This is a genomic window from Corynebacterium tuberculostearicum (genome assembly GCF_046097255.1).
Lineage (GTDB): Bacteria > Actinomycetota > Actinomycetes > Mycobacteriales > Mycobacteriaceae > Corynebacterium > Corynebacterium tuberculostearicum_J.
Map to the genome: position 1 here is coordinate 1,240,201 of NZ_CP175770.1, position 24,915 is coordinate 1,265,115.

Genomic DNA, 24,915 nt, shown 5'->3' on the forward strand with positions numbered 1-24,915 from the left:
CTGGTGTGCTTGCGGCACTGTATTAAAAGACTCTTGAGCTATTCTGAAATAAACCTGCCCCAACCTGCAGCTGAAAGTGAAAGACTATGTTCCAGGGAACTGAATGGCTTAAGACTGATCTCCATATTCACGTGCCAAAGACCGCGATGAACGGCCAATACAAGTTGGACGAGACGAGTCAGGCTCTTCTCCTAGAAGACAAGCGCCGGAAATTGGGCGGTCTTGATAAAGCTAGTCTCACCCAGGAAGAAAAAGATAAGGCAATCGAAGAAAAGTTCTTAAAGGAACTGATTGAGTCTGACCTTGACATTATAGGACTCACGGACTACTTCTCTGTGGCTAACTTTGAGGTTTATGCCTCCGAACTGCGAAAACATAAAAAGAAGGTGTTTCCGAACGTGGAACTGCGCCTTACTGAAGACGCTGGGCGCGGGCATATTAATCTGCACCTGATATTTTCTGACCGGGTAAAACTTGAGACGATCTCTGAAATGTTGAACCGTTTAACCTGCAATGGAAGTCCCTTGGGTGCAATCCCCCGCAGTGAATACAAAAACTTGACAGTTTCTCTTAATTCGCTAAAGGACGAACTCGAAAGGACTTTCCCTACCCGAGAAGAATCCTACTTCGTGGTTGTTCCAGTCCGAGGCGATGGTCTGTATGATCCTTCAATGAATTCGGGCAACTCTGGACGTTACCAAAACGTAGCCAAGGACGTTGCGCGGTTTGCAGATGCCCTTTTTGGCAACGCGAACGATCTAAAAAACATCAGGTCAATCGACTGGACAGGACGATTACCCGAGAAAAAGTCATTAAGCTCAATTGAAGAGCTTAGGGTGCGCATCGGTAGACCTATGGCGGTTTTCCGAGGGTCTGATGCGCATAGCTTTGGGCGTTTAAGTGCTTATCCCGACGACGGATTGCACACTTGGGTCCGAGGTCTTAGAGATTTCAGTGTATTACAGCAGACTGTCATTGAACCAACGTCACGCCTAGAGATTTGCCAAAGAAAGCCTGGCCTAAAGCAGCCAGAGCATGTGATCAAGAAAGTAACGTTCGGAAACAGTCAGTACATGCCCGACGTAGAGTTTAATCCGGGATTGAATTCGATTATCGGTCCTCGCAGTTCCGGAAAATCAACCCTTCTGGCTCACACAGCCTATGCCGTCAACTCTGCTAAGACAGTTGAGGCTCAAAAGGCGGCTATCCCAGAAAGAGGTGAAGAAGAATTCGGTCCGGCGGAAGGGCACCGCTGGCAGGACGTTTTGAATTCTTTAAATGTTGAAGTGGAGTGGGCTGATGGGGTAGTAACATCCTCTAGTAGCCGCCAAGGCGACAAGATGGTGCATTACGTCCCACAAAACTTCTTGTTTCAACTTTCTTCGGGAGATCGCCGCAATATCGACAAGTTGGTACAGAAAAAGATAGCTCAGATTCCTTCCGCTAAAAAAGTCTTTGACAAGATATGCGCCGAACATTCCCAGTGCAAGATTGGCATCCGAGAAGCCGCTGAACGCTTTAGATTGGCAATCATTAAGCGGGAATCGGTTGGCTCGAAAATCATGGAGGCAGGTGATCAAAAGGCACTTCAAAATGAATACGAGGAGGCCGAAAATGCGCTCAGCGGAATCTCAGCGGAAGGTGAGGACCCCGACGGTCGAGTAGCATTGCAAATAGCCGAATTCCATAAAGAGATCGAGCACGCGGCGACTGATTTGGAGGCCTCTGCTAATTCCGCAGCGGGCCGGCTAGAGAGTTTAAACGCCGAAACCCTCTGGTCTGCCATTTTTGGAGGGACTGAGAACGATGAATACCTTAAGTCGATCTACAAAAGAGTTGAGCCAGACTTGGTACTCGCAGTCGCTAATGTTACTTCCGAGGTTAGACGTCTTTTGGCGGAAGATACCCTGGTGGCGGAGAAAATCCGGACTAATCTATCAGAGTATATGCAAAGGGCAAATGTTGTAGAACGCGCTAAAGTTTTTTCTGAATTGCGCGGTTCTCGTTTGACTGAGGCCAGCCAAAGGTATGAAAGTGCCAAGACGAAACTAGCCAAATACAAGGAGCTGCAGGCTGAGCTTGAGTCAGCTGAAAAGCAGGTGAACATTGAGCTCGATTCGTTGGTGAGACAATACGAAAATTGGGTAGAAAGTTTCGAGAAAATGCGCGGGGAATTTGAGCAACAAGCGTTGCCCACAGGCGCCGATTCTACTTATATGAACTTTGTTGAGTGCGCCCGTGATCCTAAAAAGCTCGATCACTTCAGAGACTTTTTTCTCGAACGCAAGCAAGATAAGGAGTTCAAGGAGCTGCTCGCCAAATTAGAGAGTGTGCCCTTCGCATCTGAAGTTTTGTCTAGCATGTCTCTTAAAATTATGACTGGGGAAGCGAAGGTAGCAGCGAAGCATCGAGAGCGGGAAGACCTGTTTCTAGAGTTATGCGAGGTCTTAATCCCTGAGCCTCGCTTTGGTTGTAAATTTGAGGGAGACACCATTGGTGGGTTCAGTCCAACCTCTATGACAGCCGGAAAGCGCGCGCTTTTTGCGTTAACCGTACTTCTTGAGGACGATGAGTCTCCTTGGCCACTGCTCTTGGATCAACCTGAAGACGACTTAGACTCGAGATCAATTTTTAAAACCATCGCTCCGTTTTTAAGAAAAGGGAGTCTGGACCGTCAGGTTTTGATGGTCACACACAACGCAAACCTCGTGGTGGGAGCTGACTCCGACTTGACCATTGTAGTTAATCGTCACAGCGATGATTATCCAAATGGTGACCAGAATCCACCGCTCTTTTCTTCCTTGGCGGGCGCCTTGGAGGAACCTCAAGGGAACGCGAAACCCAGTTCGCCTATGTTCTTAAGGCGAAAGAGCATAAAGCGTCACATCTGTGAGGTAGTTGACGGAGGACGTGATGCTTTCGAGAAGCGGCAGACGCGTTACAAGGGAGTTGGCAAATAGTTGGTTCTGCCAGTTCAAGGTGCAGGTGAACATCCTCAATACGAAGAACAGCCTCGTCATCCCTTTTGATGTTCCTCGGTGTTCGTGCTTGAGTTTGACCCATTTGGCTAAAGTCCGCTGGAAGAACCGATTTACATAGTCATATTCGTGAACGGGTGCTCTGACGGTCTTACCGGGCGTCGGTACTCCAGCGTGTACTTCTTGCGCTGATGACTCACAATGAGCATCCATATCCGGTGGCAGTGCGATCTGTAGAGACAGGGTTTGCACCAAACGCGAGTAACCTCATGTTTGAACCTGTAGTTGCGGTTGTTTTCTGGGATTTAAAGGGAGCCGATGGGAATGCGAAAGAAAAATAAAAAGCTTGTTTACCCGATATATCTGGACACGGCGATGCTATTGAGCCTTGTCGCCATGGTTGAGGATGGTGTTTCGATGTCGCGCGAGGTCACAGAAACCATTGGTAGCTCTCGGAATGGGAACTTGTCGTTCGAAGGTGAGGGTAGTTCGGCCCCACTTCTGACAATTTTGGGAATGAATGTGGGTCTCGAGGGGAGTGCTCAAGGCGATTTGGTAAGAGAAAAGGAACTGCAAAAGACTTATGTACTACAGCATTCCTTCGCTTCATTGTTTGGAAAGCTATTTGAATACTTAGAAGCCAATGAATACGTGTGTACGAATCCCGACGTTTCGAGCTTGGAGCCTGGCGAACTGGTTTGCTTTACCGCAACAGTTAACGAAAACCCGGTCGATGCGATTACAGATTTAATTAGAAAAACTCAAAAAGTAGCGGAGACGGCATCATCCGGTTTGTTTGAAAAATCGCGGGGAGCAAAGAAGAAGGCGAACCAGCTTTCAAGTGAAGAAGCTGTGCAAAAAGAAAACATAGAGATTGCAGGAAAGGTATCAGAATTGCTCGGACAAGAGTCTGAAGAGTCCCCATTGACAGACCTCCTTGCGACCGGTGAAAAGTTCCAAGCACTGTTGACAGCTGACAGAGAGTACTTTACGGCCGCTTCTCGCGCCTCGATTATTGGCGGACGATTTCAAATTCTGGGGAAGGTTTCGTACGTTGAGCGGGATAACGACTCATCTGTATCGCTTGGCCGGAGAACTATGTTAGCTCAAGTCCTGGAAAATTCCGGAGGGATGAATGAAATTCAAGAAGGTTTCGGCGAGCTCATCGGCGCACAGGATTTTCCGTCTCTTACCATCGGAGGCCCCTTTATTCAGGTTTTACCTCTGGCAATCTTTATCTAGTAGGTTGCAAGATGTGGGCGAGCAATAGCGGCTTAAGTCCAGGTCACACGATTTTTATTCGGCCAATCATCTCATTAAACAGTTCGAAGAAAGCGAGCCAGAGATTGCCAAAATGTACCGACAGGGACTGCTCGCAGAGCAAAAACGCCATAAAGCATCCGTGAGACTCCGGACAGACCATTAGAGTCTGACCAATTTCCAGTTAGGGTTGAGTATTGAAGACGGCGTTGGGGGCGATAGGTACTGCATCTTTTGACTGAATAATGCTAAATCAAGCATTATTTGGGCCAGGAGCAGCCCTACATCGTGTATAGCTGCTCGACCCTCACCGAAGCTACTGGCAGGTGAGGGTCATTTTTCTTGTGGCGGGGTGTTGGTGCCGCTATGTCGGGCCGAGTTTCTGCTGAATCGCCGCACTCGCACGCGCAAACGGAATCCGCTCCTGCTCAATGCGCAGCCGGCCCGCGGTGAAGAGCAGGCGGTAGGCGCGCTGTTCTTCGGTGGTGAGGTGGGTGAGGGAGGCAGAGCCGTCGCCGGGGTCGGGGACGGCGAGGTGTTGGAATGTGGTGACGGTGGCGGTGTCCATGAGCAGCGACTTGGTGTGGGGGAAGTGGGCGCGCACGGCGTTGAGGATGGCAAAGCCGGCAGCATCGAGGTCGCCCCAGTAAGTGATGTCGGTGTGGTTGAGCCAGTCCAGTGCGTGAAGTTGGTGGGCGGCGGTGCCGGAGCCGAGGAGGGCGATGGTGGGAGGGGTGGCGTCGGAAAGCGTGGGCAAGGCCAGGAAGGTTTGTTTGTTCTCCACGATGAGGACGCGGGGAGGGCTGTCCGTGAAGAGGTTGGCTGCCTGGGCGAGGGGGATTTCGATATCGCTGAGCGCAGGGGCGTGGTTGAGGTAGCGCAGGCGCAGGCGGGTATCGCTGCGGCGCAGGCCCAAGTCCGTGATGCCAAACGGCGCGAGGAGCGAAAGGAGCAGGCGGCGGTGCGCACCAATCCACTTGCCGTCCACGCCCTCCACCGGGACGGCGCGCTCCCATTCGCCGGAGTTGGGGTTGGCGCGCAGCCAGGTCAGGCATGGTGCGAGGCAGCGCAGATCGTAGGTGCTTAAGTCCTTCCACTGGGTATAAGACCGGCGGACGGTGTGGGCGAAGTCGGTGGAGTCGGGAAAGATGGCAGCGATGCTGTGCGCACGCTTACGGGCGCGGGCGTACTCGGCGGTGAGACCGGCAGCAGCGGCGATGCGTTCGGCGCCGTTGATGGTGATGCGGGTAGGGACGTTATTCGTGCCGAGGCCCGCGCGCGACCAATTGCGGGACGCGTAGATGAGCTCATCCTGGTGCGGCCAGCGCTGCCAGGCGCGGATGAAGTCTTGGGTGGTGCCGATATCGCGGGCGGCGGCAGTGGCTGTCGGTGGGTGCAGTGGCCACGCCAAGTGCAGCGAATCCGGTTCGGCGAGCGCTTCGGCGAAGTGGTTGCGCAGGTATTTTGCGGTGTGGTCCTGCAGATCTTTAGGACTGCGCATAGTCCGAGTCCTTGTAGGTGGAGGCGTCGATAAGCGAATAGCCCGTGCGTGCTTGCGGGCGGCCATTGATAGCGGGCTCGTCGTACTTGACCACAATCGTGCCATCCACGTAGGGCGAGAGTGTCTGGATGAGCTTGAAAGGCGTGGCCAGAATCATGTGGAAGCCAAATGAGGTGAAGACGGACATGGCCGTGCGAGTGAACGTAGGATCGGCGCGGTCAAAAGCCTCATCCAAAATGATGGAACCATAGGTGGGCACGTCCTGATCGGGCTCCGCCAGGCGGAAGCGTAGGGCCGCAGCCAGGCAGAAGAAAACGAGCTTTTGCGCCTGGCCGCCGGAGAGTGAGGCGGAATCCTGATAGGTATTGGCCGTGGTGCCATCCGGGTAGCACTCGCGGCCGATGAAGCTGACGTGCCGGCGGGTGTCTAGCACCACGTTGCGCCAGCGGATATCCTCCGGCTGGCTGGAGCCCAAGCGGCTTAAGATCTTGTCCAATGCGTGATAGCGCGCGAGGGCCGTCTCTGTATCATCGGCGCTGATTTCGCCCAAGCTGTGGGAGGTAGCGGCGTCGAGATCCCGCTGGAAATCGTGGACTACTTGGCCGCGGGCATCCTTGACGTCGATGCGCAGCGTGCGCTCCCCGTTGAAGGGTGAACGCTCTAGCGACTTGTTGATAAACTCCATGCGCATTTCAATATCGCTGCGGGCGCGCCGCAGGTCCGTGGTGAGGTGCGAGAGGTTACGCACCGTTGCGCCGTTGAGCAGCTCGAGGAAGCGGGCGCGGAAATCCGCCAGGCGGTCAGCGCGCAGGAACTTGAGCTTTTCGATGCCCTCGCCCGCGTAACTCGCCTGCGGCTCAATGTCTGCGGCTTCTGCCGGCCACTGAGCTAAATACGAGTGGAGGACGGAAACGATCTTCGCGTTGGCGTCTTCGATGCGCCGCGTAGCAGCGCGGGCGGTGTTCTGGAGGCTAGCTTGGACCTCATCGCGCCGAGCGTCGATGTCATCAATGGTGAGCTTGCGCTTGCCTTTGTGTAGGGCTTCTTCGACAGCTTTCGCGATGTCCTGATCCTCGATGTCGGGTACGGTGCCGATGCTGCTACGGCGCGCAGTGGAGCGCTCAAGCTCGCCTTCGATGTTTCCCAGGTGTTTCTGGGCGCCGACAAGCCGGGCGCGTGCAGCCTTGAGCTTAGCCTTGGCCTGCGTGTGCGCGGCGGCTAGGGCTTGAGCTTCCGGGGAGGAGGCTAGCGAGTCATACTGCTCCTGCAAATCCCTCCTGCGAGCCTCAGCGGAAGCGGTGTCGATGTCCTGAAATGAAGTTTCGAGCACCTGCTGGGCCTTATCGCGCTGGGAGCGCAAAATGTCCATCTTCCGGTTGAGGTCCTGGACCTGCTTGGCCGTGGCACGAGCGGTGGCTTTGGCCTCAGCAAGTTGGTTGCGCAGGAGCTCAATCTTGGCGGTGTTGGTGGTGCCCACCCGGTACCAGGCGGTGCCGGTGAAACGTTTGCGGTCATCTTTGATGAAGCGGGTAGAGCCGTCCTTATCCTTGGGGCGGCTTTCCAAGCCATCGCGAGTCACGGCCGGGGCGGCGGTGACCTTATCTAGCTCCCCTACCGAGTCCACGCACTCGTAGTTGAAACGGCGCGAAATATGCTGGCGTACCCAATTCGCCATGGCGTGGTCTGGGAATTCCAGCTTGTGGATGAGCTGCCGCGGGCTGCGCGCGGAGGCCGGAACGGGGGCGAACTCCGGGATGGTGCGGTATTCCAAGCGGGTGCCCACGTTGCGGGAATTGACCCATCGGTTGATGGTGTCGCGCGCAGCTTCGGGCACGAGCAGGGTGGCGGCAAAACCGTGGAGGAGTTTTTGAATCACCGGCTCCCAGTCCGCCTGCTGCGGGCTGATGTCGATGAGTTCACCAGCGAAGGGCAGCTCGGATTCGGTATATCCGGTATCCCGAGCTAGCTGCGCGCGCAGTTCTACCAGAGTCTTGTCGATGTTGGTGCGCCGCGAGCTGAAGGAGCGCAGCTCGCTATCGACCATGGCGCAGGCACTGGCTGCGTCGCGGGCAGCCACGCCGGCTTCCTGCTGCTGGTCGGTGAGCCTGGCGGAGTCAATTTCAAAATCCGCGATGCGCAGCTTCGCGGTAGCCTGCAGCTCAGCAAAGCCGTGGGGGCTAAACTCGTAATCTTTAGTCCATGCGCCAGCGGCCGTGCTCAGACGCTGGAATTCCTTCGCGCGGTGCTCAATCTCCTTATCCGCAGTCTCCATCTTGGCGCTTAAAGCATCGAGCTCGCCTGCACTGAGCTGGCTAACGGCCACCGCGGCGCGGCGTTCGGCATCATCCAGGTGCGCGACCTCAGCGTTGAGGGTCTCCGACTGGGACTGGGCCTCCTCCAGCTGTGCTGTGAGCGCACGGATGCGGTAGTCCAGTTCCTCTGCCACTAGGCGTGCGCGTACCGCCGGCAGCGCCTCACTCATGGCCTCTGCCTTTTCCTTCTCCGCCTCGGCGCTTGACCGTTGAGAGTGGAACTGGGGCAGGGGAGCTAGCGTATCAATCTGGGCCTTCACGTCCTCGACCCGCAGGTAGGCTTGGCGCAAGTCCTCAAACTGTTCCACAGCTTCATCCGCCCTGGTAAAGGTATTCGGCACATCCAGCATGTAGTCCCTAAAGAGCTGGTCCAGGCTGGATAGTGACTTCGCGGACTGTGTGCGGTGCAATAGAAGCTGGCCCTCCACATTCTTAATGCCTAGACGTTTGCGAAAGCGGTCCGCAAACGTGGCATAGGTTGGCGTGAAGGATGCACCGGGCTCCTTATACAGGGCCTTTATCTTGCGAGTATCCAGGCTGCGGGTGAGCAAGGGGCTGAGCTTAACGACGTCCTCATCGCCCGGCACCAGTCCGTACAATTTCTTGATCTGGCCAACGGAGTTCTCGCCGCCGTTGAGGCGGAAAATGGCGAGGAGGGTGTGCTGTCTGCCCTCGCCATTGTCGTAGGTCAGCGCCACCACCGAGTTTGTGGCACCCTCGCGCAGGTACTCTGGGGTAATCTCACCGGTCTGAGTATTCTCCTGCTGCCGCCACGCACCACGCACGTAGGAGACCAAATTGCGGCCGTTGTGCCTACCGAGATCTTGCTGCGAGGCCGCGTTGAACTTCACGTGGTTCTGGGGGACAAGCACTGCCGACATGGCATCCAGCAGCGTGGATTTACCTGACCCCGAGCCACCGGTGATGAGGAAACCTTTGCGCGCTACCGGAATGGAAAAGTAGCCGTGGAAGGTTCCCCAGTTGATGAGCTGGATGCGACTGATGCGGAACTGGCCTGGGTAAAGGGTTGTGTGCTTAGTCATCGGAAGAGTCCTCCTCGGTATCCTCCGTCTGGGCCAAGCGGGCGTATTCATCCCGGATGGCGGTGACCGTGGAGGCGTCGAAAAGCTGGCGCAACACTGGGGAGACCTCCAGCCGGCCTTCGGTCTCCGTGGTGCTGAGCAGGGAATAGTCATTTTGCATACGCTTAATGGCCGCATTGAAGCGCTTGGTGAACCCGGCCTCGTCGCGGTTATCCACCGCGCGGACATAGCCGATGTTTTCCCGGAGATCCTCCACGTCCACGACGACTCGCTCGCCCGGCAGCGCGAGGCCAAGCTCCTGGCGCAGATTCAATAAGATTGCGGTATCTATGTGCTTGAGCTTGTCCGTGCGCAACACCTGCGGGATGCTCAAACTGTCTTTCTCCACCATGCGGGTAAAGGCAAAGCCCTCAGTCTCATCGATGACGAGCTCGAGGAACACCTCGTGCAGCCGGGCACGGAGATTTTCCTCGTCGGAGATAATCGCTGACCACAGCACCGGCTCCTTTTGTGCACGGATGAGTGGGCCTTGAAGTAGCTGTACCAAGGCACGGCGCGAGTGGTAGGTCAGCGTTCCCTTATCGTGCTCCCACAGCGGTGGCTCGTGTGCGGAATCAACGCGGGGACTGTTAGCGGCGGTCACTGGAGCTCCTCAACGGTTGTGTGATCGAAATACATAGTAGGAATCTGCGCGGCACGTATGGTGCCGTCCTCCTCAGCCCACGTGACTTTCTCATAAGACTCTCTCATAGCAGGCAGCGGATGTTGGTCAGCGATGTGGACTAATCCCACCACGCTGGCTAGGCCTTGCGTTGGAGGATAGGCCTGCAAAACTTGAGCGATGGTGCATGGTCCAAAATCACTTACGGCCTTCCGAATTGCTTCGTGCAATTCCTCGAAGTCGATCTCGGACTCGCGTACCAGCTCGTACAGGGCTTGTGCATCTTCCTCGCCCGGTTGGAAGGCCACGGGCGCTTCCTCCACCACCTCCCGCCCAGGGTTGGCCAGACGAATGCGGGAGACAGAGTGAATGGACATGCCGATGCGCTGCAAGGGTGTGTCCATCCGGTGGAAGGCCTTGAGCTCACTAGTTTGCGCGGCATCAATGGCCATGCCGCGGGTTTCTCGCAGTATCTCAATCATGCGGCGATCCTCTGCGAATTGTTCCGAGGATACGTAGTGTCGCAGGCTGCGCGCCAAACCCGTCATGGTCTGGTTTACCTCAAAGCTGGTTTCTTCCATATCGCGAAAGAGGCTGCGCAGCTGCCTACGCCTAACCGGCGCTATGTCTCGCCCGGCATCGCTATCGAGTACCTGCTCAATCCACTGGTCTATCCAGGCGCTGCGCTCCCTATCCATAAGGAGGGAATAAAAGCCCTGGAAACTGCGGCCAGCGTCTGATTCCGCGATGTGGTCCACACCGTTGAAGATCTCCTCCAGCACGTCACCGCGGTATCCCTCCGGATCCAAAAGCTGCCGGCGAAGCTGATGGTTGAGCGCCTCGAGCTCGTGGCGCACTCGGGCGAAATCGCTCGGTACTGCCATAGCCATATTGAGAACGTCCTGGACTCGCTCCTCCGTCTCCGCAGCGGTAAGTCTTTCAAACTGACCTAGCTGTGCTTTCTCGATCTCGCGGTCAATCCGCGCGCGTTCTGCCTCCAAGCTGGCCACGCGGCTGGCGATGTCCTCATTGGTATCCCGCGCCAACCTCTGCAGGGCCGAGCTTATCGATTCCACACGGGAGGCTGTCACCGTGGTCACTGGTGCTTCCCAGCGCTCGATAGCTTCCAGTGCAGAAAATGCTTCCTCGCTGGGCTCGAGGGTTTCACCCAGTGAGCTTCTCCCAGATTTGCGCACCAACCAACCGGCCTTGACCCAATCATTGCAATAGCTTTGTGGCGTGCGGGGCATGGGAAACTCGCTGGCGATGACTTCGAAATCAGTGACCATGAGTTCATAGACTTCCGCCGCCGGACGCGCACGAGTACCGCGCGGAAAGTACTCCGCAATGACAGCCAGGATCACCGGCGCATTATCCGCAGCAAGAAGCCGGATCGCGGCAGAATCGTGCATCAAACGCCGGAGTGACAGCGCGCGAGCTTCAACAGACATGATTCGATTCTGACAGGTGTGATGGACATGCGCAGGAAAGTGAGAACAGTATTAACTCAAGGAGGAGTTTTGCGTTTAGGTTGTGAGTACGACGAGCTGGTTACCGAAACATTGACGCCTAGAGCCGGGTAGGTTCCAGAGCTTTTCTAAGGAATCCGTTACGGATGTTGATGAAGACTATTTTGCCGTCATGCTTCCTGATGATGTTATTGAGCCCACCGCCGCCATGGGTGAGATGATTCGGGTGGGCTAGGAGCATGGTGGTTCGGCGTTGTTGACGGTGGAGGGAGAGTCGTCGCAGGTATCGCATTGTGGCGTTTTTGATGTGGAGTCTACCGACGATGATCGGGTGAAGAGGGTTGTGGGCATGGTGGAAAAGCCTACGGTTGAGGATGCGCCTTCGGATGTGGTGGCCACGGGGCGCTACCTTTTGGACCGCGCGATTTTTGGCGCTCTCCGCCGTATCACTTCCGGCAAAAGCAGAGAACTGCAGCTTACCGAGCCATCGCTCTCTTCATCTCCGAGGGCGACTCCGTCCCCGTCGTGGTCCATGATGGCAACCCGCGACCTCGGCAATCCCGGCGGCTTCATTCCCGCCAGCGTCGAATTCAGTCTCCGCCACTCGGAGTACGGACCGGCATTGTTTCATGACTTGGAAGCGATTACGGAAACTACCGGCTGGAGCGAAACTAGACGTCGGAAAAGGCAGTATCGGCCGCGGCCTCAACCTTGCCCATGTAGAAGCCTGAATGGGCCTTCTTTAGCGACTCGAGTGAAGGTGCGAAAATGCGGGCAATCTCGGATTCAGGATTGGGATAGAGGGGTTAGGGGAGGCGTCGCTAATCGCCCGCTCCTTTTATGCCCCGGCTCTAACGAGCTCCCGCGGCGCGTCCAATGCTTGGCTGAAGCTGCGGAGTTTCGATTCACCAGCGTTGGTCTTCTCTACGGACCAGAATCTCTCCGGGTGAAGGGCGGCCGCCTCATGGAAGGCCGGTACGCCGGTGCGGGTGAGGGCGGTGATGCGGGAGGCTGTGCTAAGCAACATGCGGCAGGTAGACCACATCGTGTACCACTGCGCGGGCGAGCGTGGCGCGGACTGCGGCTCAAAAGTACTGGGTTGTTGTGGGCGGGGTGGAAAGGGGCGTCGGCAAGCGAGGCTGTGGCAGAGTACTCGATGGGGAGTAGAGCGAAGACGTCTGCGCGGCGCGGATGCTGCGGAAGTCGGGCATGATAAAGGCCTTAAGGGCGCAAGACTACAGGCGCGACAATTGTTTGGGCCTATTAGTTTCTCCGTGACCGGTGTGCTTTCTGCAGACGTATTTTGTTTAGTCTCACGCCTTACTCAGCGGGCGTTGGTAGCGTTTTATTGCATACCGCCACCAGCAGCTACAGGAGGCCATATCCATGGACGCGGATACTTCCGATTTGCTCTTTTGTATCGGGTCGGTGCTTGTCATGGTGCTCTTCTGGACCTACTACATCCTGGAGGTGCGGAGGAATCCCCGATCGGAAGAGTGGTACGACGAACTCGCCTGGGAAGGGGCAGCAAGTGATGGCGTGCTGTTCTATTATCCTTACGGCTCGCTAGTTTTGGGTGCTGGCGGTGTCCTAGGGTTGGTCGCAAGTGTGAACCCTCCCGAGTTTATCGGCACGGTGCTGATGGTTGCGGGCATGGCATCTGTCTTTATCGGCTTTGTCGGGATTACCGGTGCGTTCGGGATCCCGCTTCCGTGGCCTTTCGTTCCGCGTTGGGTCGTCGACATTCGCAAAGCGAAACGTGCTCGAAGGCGCGAGCGTAGAGAAGCTAGGAAGAGGGGAGGGGAAGAGTAGTCCTGGCAGCTTTTCTGGGGTGTGGGGGTTGGGGGAATCTCGGCCACTAGGCTGTAAAACCTTCGGCGCTGAGTGACCACTCGTTTAGCGGGCCGCCCCTTGTTTGGCTTTCGTGTCCGTGGAAGAGGAGATTCATTGTGAGTCAAAACCGCCAGAAGTGCATGCCAGTGTAGCTGAGTGAAGCGGCTAACTTGGTAATCAAGTTAGAGCGGTCGATCACTCATGTGTCTGAGGAAATCTGTGTTTCCGCCGGGCTTTGGGCTGGGTAGGAAAACTGGGGCGTGAAGTCTGGGAGGCGTTTGAAGGGGGAGTGAAACTGACCTTCGGGCTGAGAATCCTCGGCTGTGTCGTGAGCGGGCAGAAGTAGAGGGGGATAATGGGGTTTGCCGAAAGCGACAACCTCGAGTTAGGCTTCCGCCACCTAAAATGTGACCCGCCTTTGCTCGCAGGCTCAGGGGTTCTTTTGGAGAAGTATCGGGGGAGAGCGCGGTAGTTGCGCTGGTGTTTGGCGAGCATTGAAATGGAGAATTCTAATGAATTTAAACTATTTCTGGCCCGTGTAATAAAGTTCCGTAATTCGTGAATTAGGATTATCTGTAGTTAGTTTTCTCTTTTCTAGGAGTCCGTAGTCGTGCCAAAGAAGCTGCAAGTTTCTGCTCCCGACGAGCAAGCTTTGTATGAAAGTGCCCTGAATACCATTAACTTGGCATCGAAAATTCCATTTGTGAAGGTGGATCGAACTGCATTCTTGAAGGAGCGATTTAAAGACTCTCCATACTTGGATGAAATTTTAAGGCTTGGTCCGCAGGCGGTATTTTCTCAAGCGACGCTTCGTAAACATGCCAAGAAGGTTGTAGCGTCCAATTCAACCAAGACAGCGGCGGTATCTTTTGCGTCTGGTATTCCGTCCAACATCCTCATGATGATTCCGGCTGGTGCTGCAGACGTTGTGCAGTATTTCGGCTTTGCAATGCGTATGGCGCAACAGATTGCGTATCTGTATGGAGAAGATGAGCTCTTCGAGTCAAATGGGGAATCTGGTCTTTCTGATGAGGCAAAGATCCGAGTTATGGCGTATTTGGGAGGCATGTTTGGCGCTGCCGGCGCGGCAGCGCTTGTTGCTAATACTTCCCAAAAAGTTGGAGCTCAGATAGGCAAAAAGGTTGCTGGAAAAGCCCTGACCAAAACATTCTGGTACCCCATTCTCAAGAAGACCGGCACGATGCTTGGTGCAGAGGTTACTAAGAAGACCGTCGAGAAAACCATTACCAAAGCCGTTCCAGTATTAGGCGGAGCTGTTTCTGGTGGTATCGCGTGGGCCTCGTTCAGGCCGATGGGTAATCGGCTTATTGACGTTTTCGAACGTCAGTTAAACGGTGAGTTTGATGACATCGATGAACTGTCACCGGAGTTCGTTGACAAACTTGAAGGTGAGTCCGCCGAGCTTCCCGTAATTGATGGTGACATAGTCAGCGGGGAGTAGGGGGTTGCCTCCAATTTCCGTATAAAGTGCTTCCCGCCAATCTGTAATCATATGTCCCTTTATCCACTCTATTTTCGGCGGTAATAAAATTGTCAACCTGATGACCCACACTAATCGGAGCGTGGCGAGGGGGATAAGTGGTTCAGCTCGCCCGACTTCGTCCGGCATTTTTCTTAGCGAGATCCATTTCGATCAATTAGCGCGGCTAAGTGAGGAACGAGGGGAACCCTAATTGTTGAAAATCGCTGGTTTTATAAAATAAGCGCTCCAGCTGGCGGGCCAATTGATAAAAACTCGCGTTTTTAAAAAATAGGGTTTGGACCTTGCTGAATCACCGAGCGGTCACCGGGATGTAGATGAAAGAGGTTGCGCAACGCATAAAAAGACCCACGCGGCGCTGAAAGTAGCGCGGCGTGGGCTGGGGGAGAGGACTAGGAATTAGTCCTGTGCAACACCAACGTTGACTTCGATGTTGCCGCGGGTGGCTTTGGAGTAAGGGCACATCTGGTGGGCGGCGTCGGCAAGCTCTTGTGCCTTGTCGTCCTCAACGCCTGGGATGGTGACCTCGAGGTCTACGCCGAGGTAGAAGCCCTCGTCGTTCTTGCCCAGGGAAACGCGGGCACCGACGGTGGAGTTCTCCACGTCAACGCCCTTGTCCTTGGCCACTGCCTTCAGCGCGGAGTGGTAGCAAGCGGCGTAACCGGCAGCGAAGAGCTGCTCCGGGTTAGCGCCCTCACCGCTGCCGCCCATCTCCTTCGGGGCGGTCATGGTGAAATCCAGATCGGAATCCTTGACTACAGAGCGGCCGTCGCGGCCCGCGCCGGTGGAGAGTGCTTCGGTGGTGTAAACGGCGTCCATGATGACTCCTTTTCTATTGGGTCTTTGTACGTCCGCCGATTGTACGCAAGAACGCTAGTCTTCGACGACGCTGACGGTGACCTCGATATTGCCGCGGGTGGCGTTGGAGTAGGGGCAGACTTGGTGGGCGGCGTCGGCAAGCTGCTGCGCAGTGGCGCGGTCCTGGGCGGGGATGGATACCTCCAGCTCTACTGCGAGCTGGAAGCCTTGGCCCTGCTTATCGATGCCCACTCGTGCCCCCACGGCCGAGTCTCCCAGCTCGACCTTCTGGCTGCGCGCCACGGCCTGCAGTGCGGAGTGGAAGCAGGCGGCGTAGCCGGCGGCAAAGAGCTGCTCTGGGTTAGCACCCTCGCCGCTGCCGCCCATCTCCTTGGGGATGGCCAGGGCAAAGTCCAGGTCCGAGCCCTTGATGGCGGCGTGGCCGTTGCGGCCTGCTCCGGTGGCGAGGGCCTCGGCGGTGTACATGGCGTCCATGATTGCTCCTTTCAGTGGGTGCTCGAAACGGTTTTGATTGTACACAATTAAATCGGATGCAATGTTTTGCTGACGTCTATACTTTTTGCCATGAATGACGCGCCCACTGATCGCCTCGTCCTGGATAGTCAGCTGTGCTTTGCGCTCTACCGCGCCAATAGGGCAGTGGTGCGCTCCTACCGCCCGCTTTTGGAGGACCTTGGCCTGACCTATCCGCAATACCTGGTCATGTTGGTGCTGTGGGAGGCGGACGAGCCGGTGCCGCTGAAATTCATCGACTCCCGCCTGGGCCTAGATAGCGGCACGCTCACGCCGCTGCTCAAGCGCCTGGAAAAGCAGGGCTATGTGGAGCGTTGGCGCGACCCGGACGATGAACGGCGCACCCTCGCTGCCCTGACTGCCGACGGCGCCTCCCTCCGCACCCGTGCCGAATGCATCCCCGAAGCCATGGCCAAGGCCTATAAGGAGGTAGGCCTCGACCTTGCCGAGTTCAAAGAATCGCTGGACATCCTGGCCGGCGTGCCTGTGGACGTGGAGCTGCCGTGGCCTTCTGAGGATGACTTTGTGGGTTAAAGTGTGGCCTTCATATAGCAGATGAGGACGGCTATACTGGCTTAAGAATTTTGGCTCTTTACACGTAAAAATTGTTTCACACTATGAGAGGAGGGGTCATGGCTACAGCAATAGACGTCGCGCAGTTTATCTACAACAAACTGGGGTGGGTCGATGCGTGGAAGCTGGAGAAGCTTGCGTATTACTGCCAAGCATGGAGCTTGGGCTGGTACGGGCGACCTCTTGTCTCGAATGAATTTCAGGCGTGGAAAGACGGTCCGGTTGAACCCGACCTCTATCGCGAGAATAAATATCAACGCTCCGAGAAAACCTCCACGGTGTTACCGGGAGCTGATGTAGAGGCTATAGGGGAGGAAGCCGAAAAGATCATCGATGCTGTGATTGCCTTTTATGGTGATAAGACATCCAACGAGCTGATTGAACTTACGCACTCGGAACGTCCATGGATTGTCGCTCGTGGTCAGATGGGCCCCGAGGCGAATACTAACGAGCCGATTTCGCAGCTGGAAATGAAAAAATACTATGCCTTGCAGGAAGCACGTGGAGCTGAGGGGCCGACGCGTCCTATGCTTTCGGTGCAGCATCTTTCCGGCAGTGACCTCCAGCAGCGCTTGCAAGCTTCAGTAGAACGCTGGAAGGGCGCTCTTGAGATTCTTGCAACCCGATGAATGAGTACTGCCTTCCGGTGGAAGACGTGGTTCGACTGAACCGTCAACTCATCGGTCGGGATGGCAACCTCCTCGATCGCTCGAAACTTGAGTCAGCGTTGGCCACCCCTTTACAAACCTTCGGCGGAGAGTACTTGCACCCATCTGCACTGGATAGGGCTGCAGCGTTGTTGCACTATCTGGCAAAAGCGCATGCATTCGTTGACGGCAATAAGCGAATCGCCTGGGTATGTGCCTCCACCTACCTAGAAATCGAAGGCTTTGGGCTGGGGCCAATCCCCGATGAAGAAATTGTGGAGCTCGTTGAAACCGTGGCCGCTGCGCGCGATAAGAAGGAAGGCTTCATTGCAGAATGGTTTGCTGAACGGTTGATCTAGTTCGGTCTGGTTAGTTTCTTGGCTAGCGGTTAGTTCGTGGTGGCCACGCGCTTGGTCCACACGCTCCTATCCGCGGTTTCAAACGAGGCACTCACCGTTCTATCGCCGGGCTTTTCGCAGGTGAGCACACGCTGGTCGCTGCCCATGCGGCAATCCAGGTTATAGGACTGCTTGGTCACCGGGCTGCTGGCGGTGATATCTGCGTGGTATACCGCCGTCACCGTGGGATCTTTCGAACGCATGGTGTAGCTAGCCTGCATCGCGGCGTCGAAGACCGCGGCGGCGAATTCGCATGAGGTCAGATCGCCGGCGTCGATGGAATCGCCCGATGACGATGTGCCGCAGTAGCCGCCAATCTGGCCCGCGTTGATGTTGTGGTTGCCGCCGGCCGGCGGTGCGGGCTGCTCCGGTTCGGCCTGTTTGGTGACCGTCTCGGTGCGGGGTTGCTTTGTGTCCTTCGCCGGGCCGGATTCTTCTTCGGCTGCGCCCGCGGCGGAGTTATTGTCCTGTGCAGTGGAAAAGGCCGGCTCATTCGCCGGCGCGGAGTTGCTATCGGAATTGGAGCCGTCGCCGCAGGCGCTCACGGTGAGGCCAGCGGCGAGAAGGATGGACGCTACGGGAAATAAGGAAGGGCGCTGCATAGGGGATACTGTAGTGCCCTTTGGGGAGTGGTGCGGGGTTACTGCTCGATGCGGGCCGGTGGAACCGGCGCGCCCTCAGGCATTAGCACCTTGGGATACTTCTTGGCGGTGCCGGAAGAAGTGGCAGCCGCGGTTGCGCCCTCGGTAGTACCGGCAGCGCTGGTGGGGGCAGGGCGGTGCGGGGAGGGGTCCCAGTGGGCGTCGACAAGCGTGCGCTGGCATACCCAGCCCAAGGCCAAGATGGCCAGCGCGATAAGGGCAATGAAGAAAAGCCCCAATGCGCCATCGGCGTGGATGGACCAGCCCAGCAGCAGGCCAAGCCAGCCAAAGTCAGCATCGCCGAAGGTGGTATTCGCGGAGCCGAAGGAGCCCAAGACGCTGAGGAGGAACGCCGGCAGGAAGGTAATGATGAGGCCGTTGACAAAGGCGCCGAGTGCCGCGCCGCGGCGTCCACCGGTGGCATTGCCGTAAACGCCGGCCGCGCCGCCGGTAAAAAAGTGCGGCACGAGGCCGGGCAGAATCAAAGCAACGCCAAAGGCAGGGTTAAGCCAGGTGGACAGCACGGCGAGGCCCACCAGTCCGCCCACGAAGGAAGAAATGAATCCGATGAGGACTGCGTTCTGGGCATAAGGGAAGACGATGGGCGCATCCAGTGCGGGAATCGCGCCGGGCACGACCTTGGCCGCGATGCCCTGGAATGCGGGCACGAGCTCGCCCAAAATGGTGCGCACGCCAAAGAGGATAACGGCCACGGCCACGCCGAACTGAAGACCCTGGGTGACAGACTGCATCAAGAAATTGCCCACATTGGTGGCGCCATCAGGGAAGGCGGTAAAGGCTTCTTCCGAACCGGCGCGAGCGATGAATAGCACGGCGAGCACCACGTACATCAGCGCCATGGAGAGCGCGGTTGCCACCATAGAATCGCGCAAGAAGCGCAGGCCTTCCGGCAGCTTTAGGTCTTCAGTAGAGGGCGACATCTTCTTTCCCTTGCCGCCCACCAGCTTGCCGACGCCGCCCGCAGCCAAGTACCCCACAGTGCCGAAATGCCCGATGGCAACGGAGTCATCGCCGGTGATTCGGCGGGTAAATGGGTGCGCGATAGCCGGCAGCGAGACCATGAGAATGCCGAGCAGGGCCGCGCCAAAGGCAATGACGACCCAAGACGAGTACCCGGCAGGGGCGAGCACCATGGTGAGAAGCGTTGCCATGAAGAGGACGTGGTGACCGGTAAGGAACACGTAGCTCATGGGCGTGAAGCGGGCGAGCAGTAGCGAAACGACAAAGCCGAGGATCATAATCCAGGCGACCTGGCTGCCGAACTGGTCTTGGGCAATGCCTACGATCGCCTCATTCGTCGGGACCACGCCTTGCGCGCCGGTGGCACCCGTAATCATGGCACCGAGCGGCTCGAGCGAATCGGTGACGAGACCGGCGCCGGCACCAATGAGCAAGAAGCCAAGCGTGGCCTTGATGGCGCCGCCAATGGTTTTGCCGGTGCCGCGTCCCATCGCGGCCAAGCCGACCGCGGTGATGATGCCGATGAGGAATGCCGGGACGGAGAGAATCTCATTGACGAGGAAGTTTGCTATAGCAAGAAGAAAATCCATGAGGATGCTCCTTAGATGTCATAGAGCTCGCGCAGAGCCCCATCGATTTCAGACATAGAGGTGAAGTCTTGGATGACGTAGACGGGAACGCCGACATCGCCAAGCGTTGCCGCAATTTCGCCGGAGGTGAGGAGGAAATCCGCCTCGCTCGCACGACCCTTGGCGGAGATGGTGTCCGTGGCTTCTACATTCAGGTACGGTCCCCAGCCCCATTCATCGAGAACCTGCTCGAGCGTGTTCTTAAGGAATAGCGAGGTTCCCAGGCCGTTGCCGCACACCGTGAGGATCTTTCCCTTGGACGCGACAGAATCTGCGGCCGTGTCCTTTGCTTCTTGGGGCTCTGATGTTGCCTGCGGCCTGGCCGCCGGCTGCTTTTTGTTTTGCGTGTGTGCAGTAAGAACCGCACGGAGCTCCTCTTCAGAGTCCACGCGATTGAGCTCATCACGCTTGGTAGCAAGCAACTTTGCTAGCTGCTTCATCGCCTGCAGATGCTCGGAGTCATTGCGCGCGGCAAAAGCTACGACTAGGTCGACGGGATCGTTAGAGTCATGGCCGAATTCCACCGGGCTATCCAGCCGTACCCACGACAGGGAGGTTTCCTTCACCGCCTCCGACGGCCGCGCGTGCGCGAATGCGAAGCCAGGAGCAACCACAATGTAGGGGCCCGTTTCTTCCACGGAGTGCACCATTGCCTCGGTGTAGTCCGCGGTGATTGTGCCTGCTTCTTCCAGCAGCGAGCCCGCGAGCCGGATGGCCTGCCTCCAGTTATCTGCGGCGCCGTGGAGCTCCACCGCGCCGGGCACTAAAAGGGAATCTAGTGTCGCCATATGTATCTCCCATCACAGAAATAGTGACATCGGGGTGAATGTCACTGATGATTCTATGCTGTGGAGAAACCGGAGGTAAAAGCAGGGGTAACGTTTGCATAGGGAAGGGTTGGAACAGCCCTAGGGCACTCCATCGGGCTGTGGGAACTGCTGAGTTTGCTGCAGAGTAAGGAGCGGCCATGTGCGGCCAGACAGAGCCGGGGCGCGAAAATGGTTCGATCTCACTTCAGGCCTTGTATTTCAGCGGGCTTCGGCTTCTGCAGTAGCCAGAACGGGAGAGTTACTCGCGTTGAGTACGGGCAGTTAATCGAGCTCGAAAGTTTGGCGGCCGATTTCGTCTTGGCTGAAGGACTTAGACGCGACAAGGTCCACAGGTGTGGTTAAATCATCGAGCTCGTAGGCTATTGTTCCGGCGACAGTTCCTCCCTTTTTAATCTGTTCAAGCTGAGTATCGGAAGTTTCAGGATCAAAATAGGAACCGAGGTCGAGCTCGTTTACCTTATTCGGATCATTGTCTTGAATGGCGGTGAAGTACACGACGAAGTCAGTGGTGGTTAGGGTTTCATCCGTTTTGTTCGTTACGTCATAGTTAAAGACGAGAAGTGGCTTTTCACCTATTTCGTTACCGGGCTCACCGGGTTGAACAACACGGTGATCGGTAATTTCGAACTTGGCGGCTGGAACATCCAGGACTCCGTCTTTGAAGGATTGGCTGAAATCTGTGCTCTTTAGCTCTTTAACGGTTGTCGGATCATCCTTCACCTTTTTCATGTGCGTGGTGAATTCCTTATCTTCAATCGCGACCTTGAAAGTTAAGGAGTCGTCATCGATAGAGAAATCTTTCTTATCGGAAGAAGCGGCCATCCACTCAGAGGCGGTGGCAACGGTATCGCGGTTTGAGCTAACGGTCTCACCGGATGCAGCGGCTTGAGCGTCAAAGGTGCCAATCCAGTAGATCATGCGATTTTCGCCGTTGTCCATGACCCATTCGATAGTGATGACGTCATCGGTGATGCTGGCTTCCATCCAGCCCTCTTCAGAAGCGCTGTCCTCTTGCTTCCACGTTCCAATTGCGGACTTCGCATCGGCCTGTGCACCGGACGCGGAATTATTGGAGTCGCTTGCTTTTGGGCTGTCACTACCGCTATCTGAGCAGGAAGTAAGCGTGATTGCAGAGACGAGAACGAGAGAAGAGAGTAGTTTGCGCATAAATAATGTCTACCCTCAGGGGGTAGAAAACGGACAAATACTCAAAAGGGTAGGGGGCAAATTGGTCTTTGGCCGCTCTTTGACTAATCTTCTGAGGGCAGAGAATCGCCCTAGTGGGCGGTGCAATCTGTGTGGGGCTATAGCTCAGTCGGTTAGAGCTACGGACTCATAATCCGTTGGTCCCGGGTTCGAGCCCCGGTGGCCCCACGGTGAGAGGGAGGCGTCGGCAAGCAATGCTGGCGCCTTTTCTCGTGCCTGGCTGCGCATATGGGTGTGCTAATTGCGCGGTGGCGGGCGGTGAAGTCTAATAGCCATATGGTTGAAGTGGATCCGCTCATTGAATCTCTCTACCGCTGGTCCGATATCAGCGGCGTGCTGCTGATGGGAATCATCGGCGGCACTATGGCGCGCAAACGCGGCTATGACATCATCGGCTTTTTCTTCATCGCGATGTTTTCTTCCCTGGGCGGCGGTATGGTGCGCGACGTCCTTATTAACCGCGGCACCGTGGCGGCCATGAGCCAGCCGGAATACCTTTACCTGGCCTTTGCCGGCGCGCTCATTGCCCGCTTTGTCTACTTCAAGGGCAAGACCTGGGACTATCTGCAAGCGCATGGCGACGCCGTCGTATCCGGCCTCTGGGCTGCCACCGGCGCCGTGAAGGCCATTACCTATGGGCTGCCGCTTATTCCGTGCATCATGATGGGTGTGTTTACCGCCACCGGCGGATCCATGATTCGTGACATCGTCATGGGGCGCGAGCCTAGCGTCTTTGGCGATAACCAGCCAACGGTCATCCCGGCCGTGGCCTGCGCAATCATCGTCTTAGTGGGCCACCACTATGACATGATGGCCGTGGGCATGATTATCGGGCCGCTGGTTTCCATCTTCTTGGCTCTGCTGGGCATTTGGGCCGGCTGGCGCGTGCCGGCGTATCAGGAATGGGCGCCGATTAATCACACCGCGGCGCAGGTGAAGGTGCTGGCGAAGAAGGCCGAGAATAAGAGCCGCGCGGTGGGCCGCCGCTTGGAGCCGCACCGCGTGCGCTCGTGGCGCCACCGCCAGATGGAGGCCGCACTGCAGCGCCGCATCGAAAAGGAAGTGCGCTCCGGCAAGCGGCGCAAGGAAGCGGCCGCGGAGGCCAGCGAGTTTATGGAGTCGTTTGAATCGGACGTCGATCAGCTCAGCGTCCAGGCCACCGAGGCCGAGAACACCGACTTTGGCGTGGACCTAAGCGGTGACTCCTATGAGGCGGAAGAGCAGGCCTCCCACGAGGAATCCCAGCGCCTGCTGGATACCATTTTGGAAGATGACAAGCTTACCGATGAGCTCATTGACCGTCTCATGAAGCGTTATAACTCGCGGGAGTAGGGGCCGGGCAATCCGCGCTCAGGTTATTGGGCGCTTGCTCGGTTGCTGGCAGTCAACTGGCATCTAGTTTTCAGGCACGCGTCCTAATCTGGTGGCATGAATCTGAAGTATTACTTCTACGAGCTGTGGAGCCTCTTTGTTGACCACGGCTTGCCGCTTATCGCGCTATTGCTGATAGGCATTTTGATCCCGCGCATCGGCAGGCTGGCCATCCGCATTATGGAGCACCGCCTCGATGAAGAGGAAGAAGCTACCAAGGCGCGCCTGGCGCTGACCGGTGCGCTGGTCTACATCGTGCAGGCAGCAGCGTACTTCCTCATCATCTGGGCCGCGCTGACCAATCTCGGCGTGCCAGCGGTGGGTGCGGCGGTGCCGGCGACGATAGTCTCGGCCGCCGTGGGCTTTGGCGCCCAGTCCATCATTGCGGACTTTCTCTCCGGCTTCTTCATCCTTTCGGAAAAGCAATTTGGCGTGGGCGATTACGTCAGCTTCGATGGCGTGACCGATGTGGAAGGCACCGTAGTGATGCTGACCCTGCGCACCACCAAGGTGCGCACGCCTACCGGCGAGCTGGTCACCGTGCCCAATAGCTCGGCCGGCGCGGTCACCAACTATTCTCAGGAATGGTCGCGCGCCGTGGTCAACTTTGACGTGCCGGTGCAAGAAGGCGAGACCCTGCCGGAAATCACGCGCCGGGTGCGCACGATTTCCGAGCAAGCCATCCAGGAACCGTCCATCGCCGTGGACGTCAATGGCGAGCTCGAGGTGCTACCGGCCACTCAGTTGGTTGCCCCGCAGGCGGCCGGACAGTCGTGGCACGTGACCTACCGCGTGTTGGTTACCGTAACCCCCGCCCGCCAGTGGGCGGTGGAGCGGGCCATTCGCTCCGCGCTACTTTCCGAGTTCTGGGATCACTACAACGTGACTGACTTGGACGAAATCCAGCGCCCGCTTCTTCCGGTGGGCGACAATGCCGCGGCCCAAGAGTCCGTCAAGGATGCTTCCGCGGCAGGGGAGGGCTCGCGCCCCGATTCCCAGCCGGAACGCCAGACGCCCGAGGCGGATGGCCCGGATAGCGATGGCCCCGGAAAACCTGCGCTGCCGGATGATGACGAAAAAGAGCCCGAGCCCACCCAAGGCATCTGGCGCGCGCTGGAGACTAATACCAAGTTCCAGAAGATCGCCACTATCGGCGGCCGGGTCCGCGCCTCTACCACGGGCCTCATCCTGGCTCTGCTCGTCGTCGGCGCCTTGGCCTTGGCCTCGAGCAATCCCGAAAACGCGGACGCGGGCTGGCTTTCGCCCGAGCATTGGCGCGATAGCGGCGCGGCGGCCTCTTCCTCGCAGCTTTCCGACGCCCCCTCTACCAACCCCACCCCCGAAACCACCGAGACTGGCACGCAGTACGAGCCGACAGAAGACAGCTCTGCTCCCACGGAGACCGCCAACCCGCAAGGCTCTAATGGCACTGGCGCGACTGATACGCCTGCCGGCGGCGGGGGCCAGGGATCAGTCACTACTGGCAATGCCTCGCCCGCCCCGAGCGCTGCCAACGGCGCAGATAACGCCGGGACTGATTCCGGCAACGGGGCCGGCACTGCGCCCACTGCCGGAAGCGACGCTGGCGACGGCACCCAAGCTTCTGGAACCGCCGGTAGCACCGGCCAAGAGATCCCAGCAGAGCCGCGCTAGTACGGCTGGCCTTCTACAGTAAGTCGGTCCGTCCAGCGCTCATTATTTGGCGAGGTAAAGCTGGCATACACGCTGGTGTCATTATCCTTTTGGCAG

Annotated in this window: 20 protein-coding genes and 1 tRNA gene; 10 read left to right on the forward strand and 11 right to left on the reverse strand. The window is 57.1% G+C overall.

Going from position 1 to position 24,915, the window contains the following annotated elements:
* Positions 1–86: 86 nt before the first annotated feature.
* Together ACKFRY_RS05960 and ACKFRY_RS05965 are read left to right on the forward strand one after the other, a co-directional pair.
* Positions 87–2,960, forward strand: coding sequence for a TrlF family AAA-like ATPase (locus ACKFRY_RS05960; protein WP_408923400.1), 2,874 nt, complete (start codon positions 87–89; stop codon positions 2,958–2,960).
* 342 nt (positions 2,961–3,302) lie between these two features.
* Positions 3,303–4,220, forward strand: a complete 918-nt coding sequence (locus ACKFRY_RS05965; RefSeq protein ID WP_408922021.1) for a hypothetical protein — start codon at positions 3,303–3,305, stop codon at positions 4,218–4,220.
* A gap of 382 nt (positions 4,221–4,602) precedes the next feature.
* Here ACKFRY_RS05965 and ACKFRY_RS05970 read toward each other — a convergent pair whose 3' ends face one another.
* From ACKFRY_RS05970 to ACKFRY_RS05990, 5 genes are all read right to left on the reverse strand, one after another.
* On the reverse strand, positions 4,603–5,739 hold the full coding sequence (locus tag ACKFRY_RS05970) for a DUF3322 domain-containing protein (protein ID WP_408922022.1): 1,137 nt from the start codon (positions 5,737–5,739) through the stop codon (positions 4,603–4,605).
* Entirely contained in the window at positions 5,726–9,094 is a 3,369-nt protein-coding gene (locus ACKFRY_RS05975; protein WP_408922023.1) for an ATP-binding protein, read from the reverse strand. The genes ACKFRY_RS05970 and ACKFRY_RS05975 overlap by 14 nt, the downstream gene beginning before the upstream one ends.
* Entirely contained in the window at positions 9,087–9,737 is a 651-nt protein-coding gene (locus ACKFRY_RS05980) for a DUF4194 domain-containing protein (protein WP_408922024.1), read from the reverse strand. The genes ACKFRY_RS05975 and ACKFRY_RS05980 overlap by 8 nt, the downstream gene beginning before the upstream one ends.
* On the reverse strand, positions 9,734–11,206 hold the full coding sequence (locus ACKFRY_RS05985; protein WP_408922025.1) for a DUF3375 domain-containing protein: 1,473 nt from the start codon (positions 11,204–11,206) through the stop codon (positions 9,734–9,736). The genes ACKFRY_RS05980 and ACKFRY_RS05985 overlap by 4 nt, the downstream gene beginning before the upstream one ends.
* 856 nt (positions 11,207–12,062) lie before the next feature.
* The gene (locus tag ACKFRY_RS05990) at positions 12,063–12,251 is read right to left on the reverse strand and encodes a hypothetical protein (protein ID WP_408922026.1); all 189 of its coding nucleotides are present in this window, start codon (positions 12,249–12,251) and stop codon (positions 12,063–12,065) included.
* 359 nt (positions 12,252–12,610) lie between these two features.
* On the opposite strand from ACKFRY_RS05990, the gene ACKFRY_RS05995 reads away from it, so the two are divergent.
* Entirely contained in the window at positions 12,611–13,036 is a 426-nt protein-coding gene (locus tag ACKFRY_RS05995; protein ID WP_408922027.1) for a hypothetical protein, read from the forward strand.
* 631 nt (positions 13,037–13,667) lie between these two features.
* On the forward strand, positions 13,668–14,519 hold the full coding sequence (locus ACKFRY_RS06000; RefSeq protein ID WP_408922028.1) for a hypothetical protein: 852 nt from the start codon (positions 13,668–13,670) through the stop codon (positions 14,517–14,519).
* A gap of 438 nt (positions 14,520–14,957) precedes the next feature.
* Here the strand turns inward: ACKFRY_RS06000 and ACKFRY_RS06005 are convergent, their stop codons facing one another.
* Positions 14,958–15,377: an organic hydroperoxide resistance protein gene (locus tag ACKFRY_RS06005; RefSeq protein ID WP_005328206.1), complete on the reverse strand. Its 420-nt coding sequence runs from the start codon at positions 15,375–15,377 to the stop codon at positions 14,958–14,960.
* 54 nt (positions 15,378–15,431) lie between these two features.
* Positions 15,432–15,851, reverse strand: a complete 420-nt coding sequence (locus ACKFRY_RS06010) for an organic hydroperoxide resistance protein (protein WP_408922029.1) — start codon at positions 15,849–15,851, stop codon at positions 15,432–15,434.
* Positions 15,852–15,941: 90 nt separating this feature from the next.
* Here ACKFRY_RS06010 and ACKFRY_RS06015 point away from each other — a divergent pair, with 90 nt between their 5' ends.
* The 3 genes from ACKFRY_RS06015 (at position 15,942) to ACKFRY_RS06025 (ending at position 17,469) form a co-directional block, all read left to right on the forward strand.
* Positions 15,942–16,424, forward strand: a complete 483-nt coding sequence (locus ACKFRY_RS06015; RefSeq protein ID WP_234447273.1) for a MarR family winged helix-turn-helix transcriptional regulator — start codon at positions 15,942–15,944, stop codon at positions 16,422–16,424.
* 98 nt (positions 16,425–16,522) lie between these two features.
* Positions 16,523–17,092, forward strand: coding sequence for a Panacea domain-containing protein (locus ACKFRY_RS06020; protein WP_408923401.1), 570 nt, complete (start codon positions 16,523–16,525; stop codon positions 17,090–17,092).
* Positions 17,089–17,469: a type II toxin-antitoxin system death-on-curing family toxin gene (locus ACKFRY_RS06025; protein ID WP_005324347.1), complete on the forward strand. Its 381-nt coding sequence runs from the start codon at positions 17,089–17,091 to the stop codon at positions 17,467–17,469. The genes ACKFRY_RS06020 and ACKFRY_RS06025 overlap by 4 nt, the downstream gene beginning before the upstream one ends.
* Before the next feature lie 29 nt (positions 17,470–17,498).
* Here ACKFRY_RS06025 and ACKFRY_RS06030 read toward each other — a convergent pair whose 3' ends face one another.
* The 4 genes from ACKFRY_RS06030 to ACKFRY_RS06045 form a co-directional block, all read right to left on the reverse strand.
* Entirely contained in the window at positions 17,499–18,110 is a 612-nt protein-coding gene (locus ACKFRY_RS06030) for a hypothetical protein (RefSeq protein WP_005328202.1), read from the reverse strand.
* 38 nt (positions 18,111–18,148) lie between these two features.
* A complete protein-coding gene (locus tag ACKFRY_RS06035) occupies positions 18,149–19,720 on the reverse strand; it encodes a PTS ascorbate transporter subunit IIC (protein WP_408923402.1) in 1,572 nt (523 codons plus the stop codon).
* Positions 19,721–19,731: 11 nt separating this feature from the next.
* The gene (locus tag ACKFRY_RS06040) at positions 19,732–20,547 is read right to left on the reverse strand and encodes a PTS sugar transporter subunit IIA (protein WP_284815334.1); all 816 of its coding nucleotides are present in this window, start codon (positions 20,545–20,547) and stop codon (positions 19,732–19,734) included.
* A gap of 303 nt (positions 20,548–20,850) precedes the next feature.
* Complete coding sequence (locus ACKFRY_RS06045; RefSeq protein ID WP_284868979.1) at positions 20,851–21,756, reverse strand: DUF5067 domain-containing protein; 906 nt, start codon at positions 21,754–21,756, stop codon at positions 20,851–20,853.
* Positions 21,757–21,889: 133 nt separating this feature from the next.
* Between ACKFRY_RS06045 and ACKFRY_RS06050 the strand changes: the two genes are divergently transcribed.
* From ACKFRY_RS06050 to ACKFRY_RS06060, 3 genes are all read left to right on the forward strand, one after another.
* Positions 21,890–21,963, forward strand: a tRNA-Ile gene (locus ACKFRY_RS06050).
* A 108-nt stretch (positions 21,964–22,071) separates the two neighbouring features.
* Positions 22,072–23,127, forward strand: coding sequence for a trimeric intracellular cation channel family protein (locus ACKFRY_RS06055; RefSeq protein WP_408922036.1), 1,056 nt, complete (start codon positions 22,072–22,074; stop codon positions 23,125–23,127).
* Between the two features lie 96 nt (positions 23,128–23,223).
* Positions 23,224–24,819 carry a mechanosensitive ion channel domain-containing protein gene (locus ACKFRY_RS06060; RefSeq protein ID WP_408922037.1) on the forward strand — a complete coding sequence of 532 codons (1,596 nt, stop codon included), beginning with the start codon at positions 23,224–23,226 and terminating at the stop codon, positions 24,817–24,819.
* Positions 24,820–24,915 lie beyond the last annotated feature (96 nt).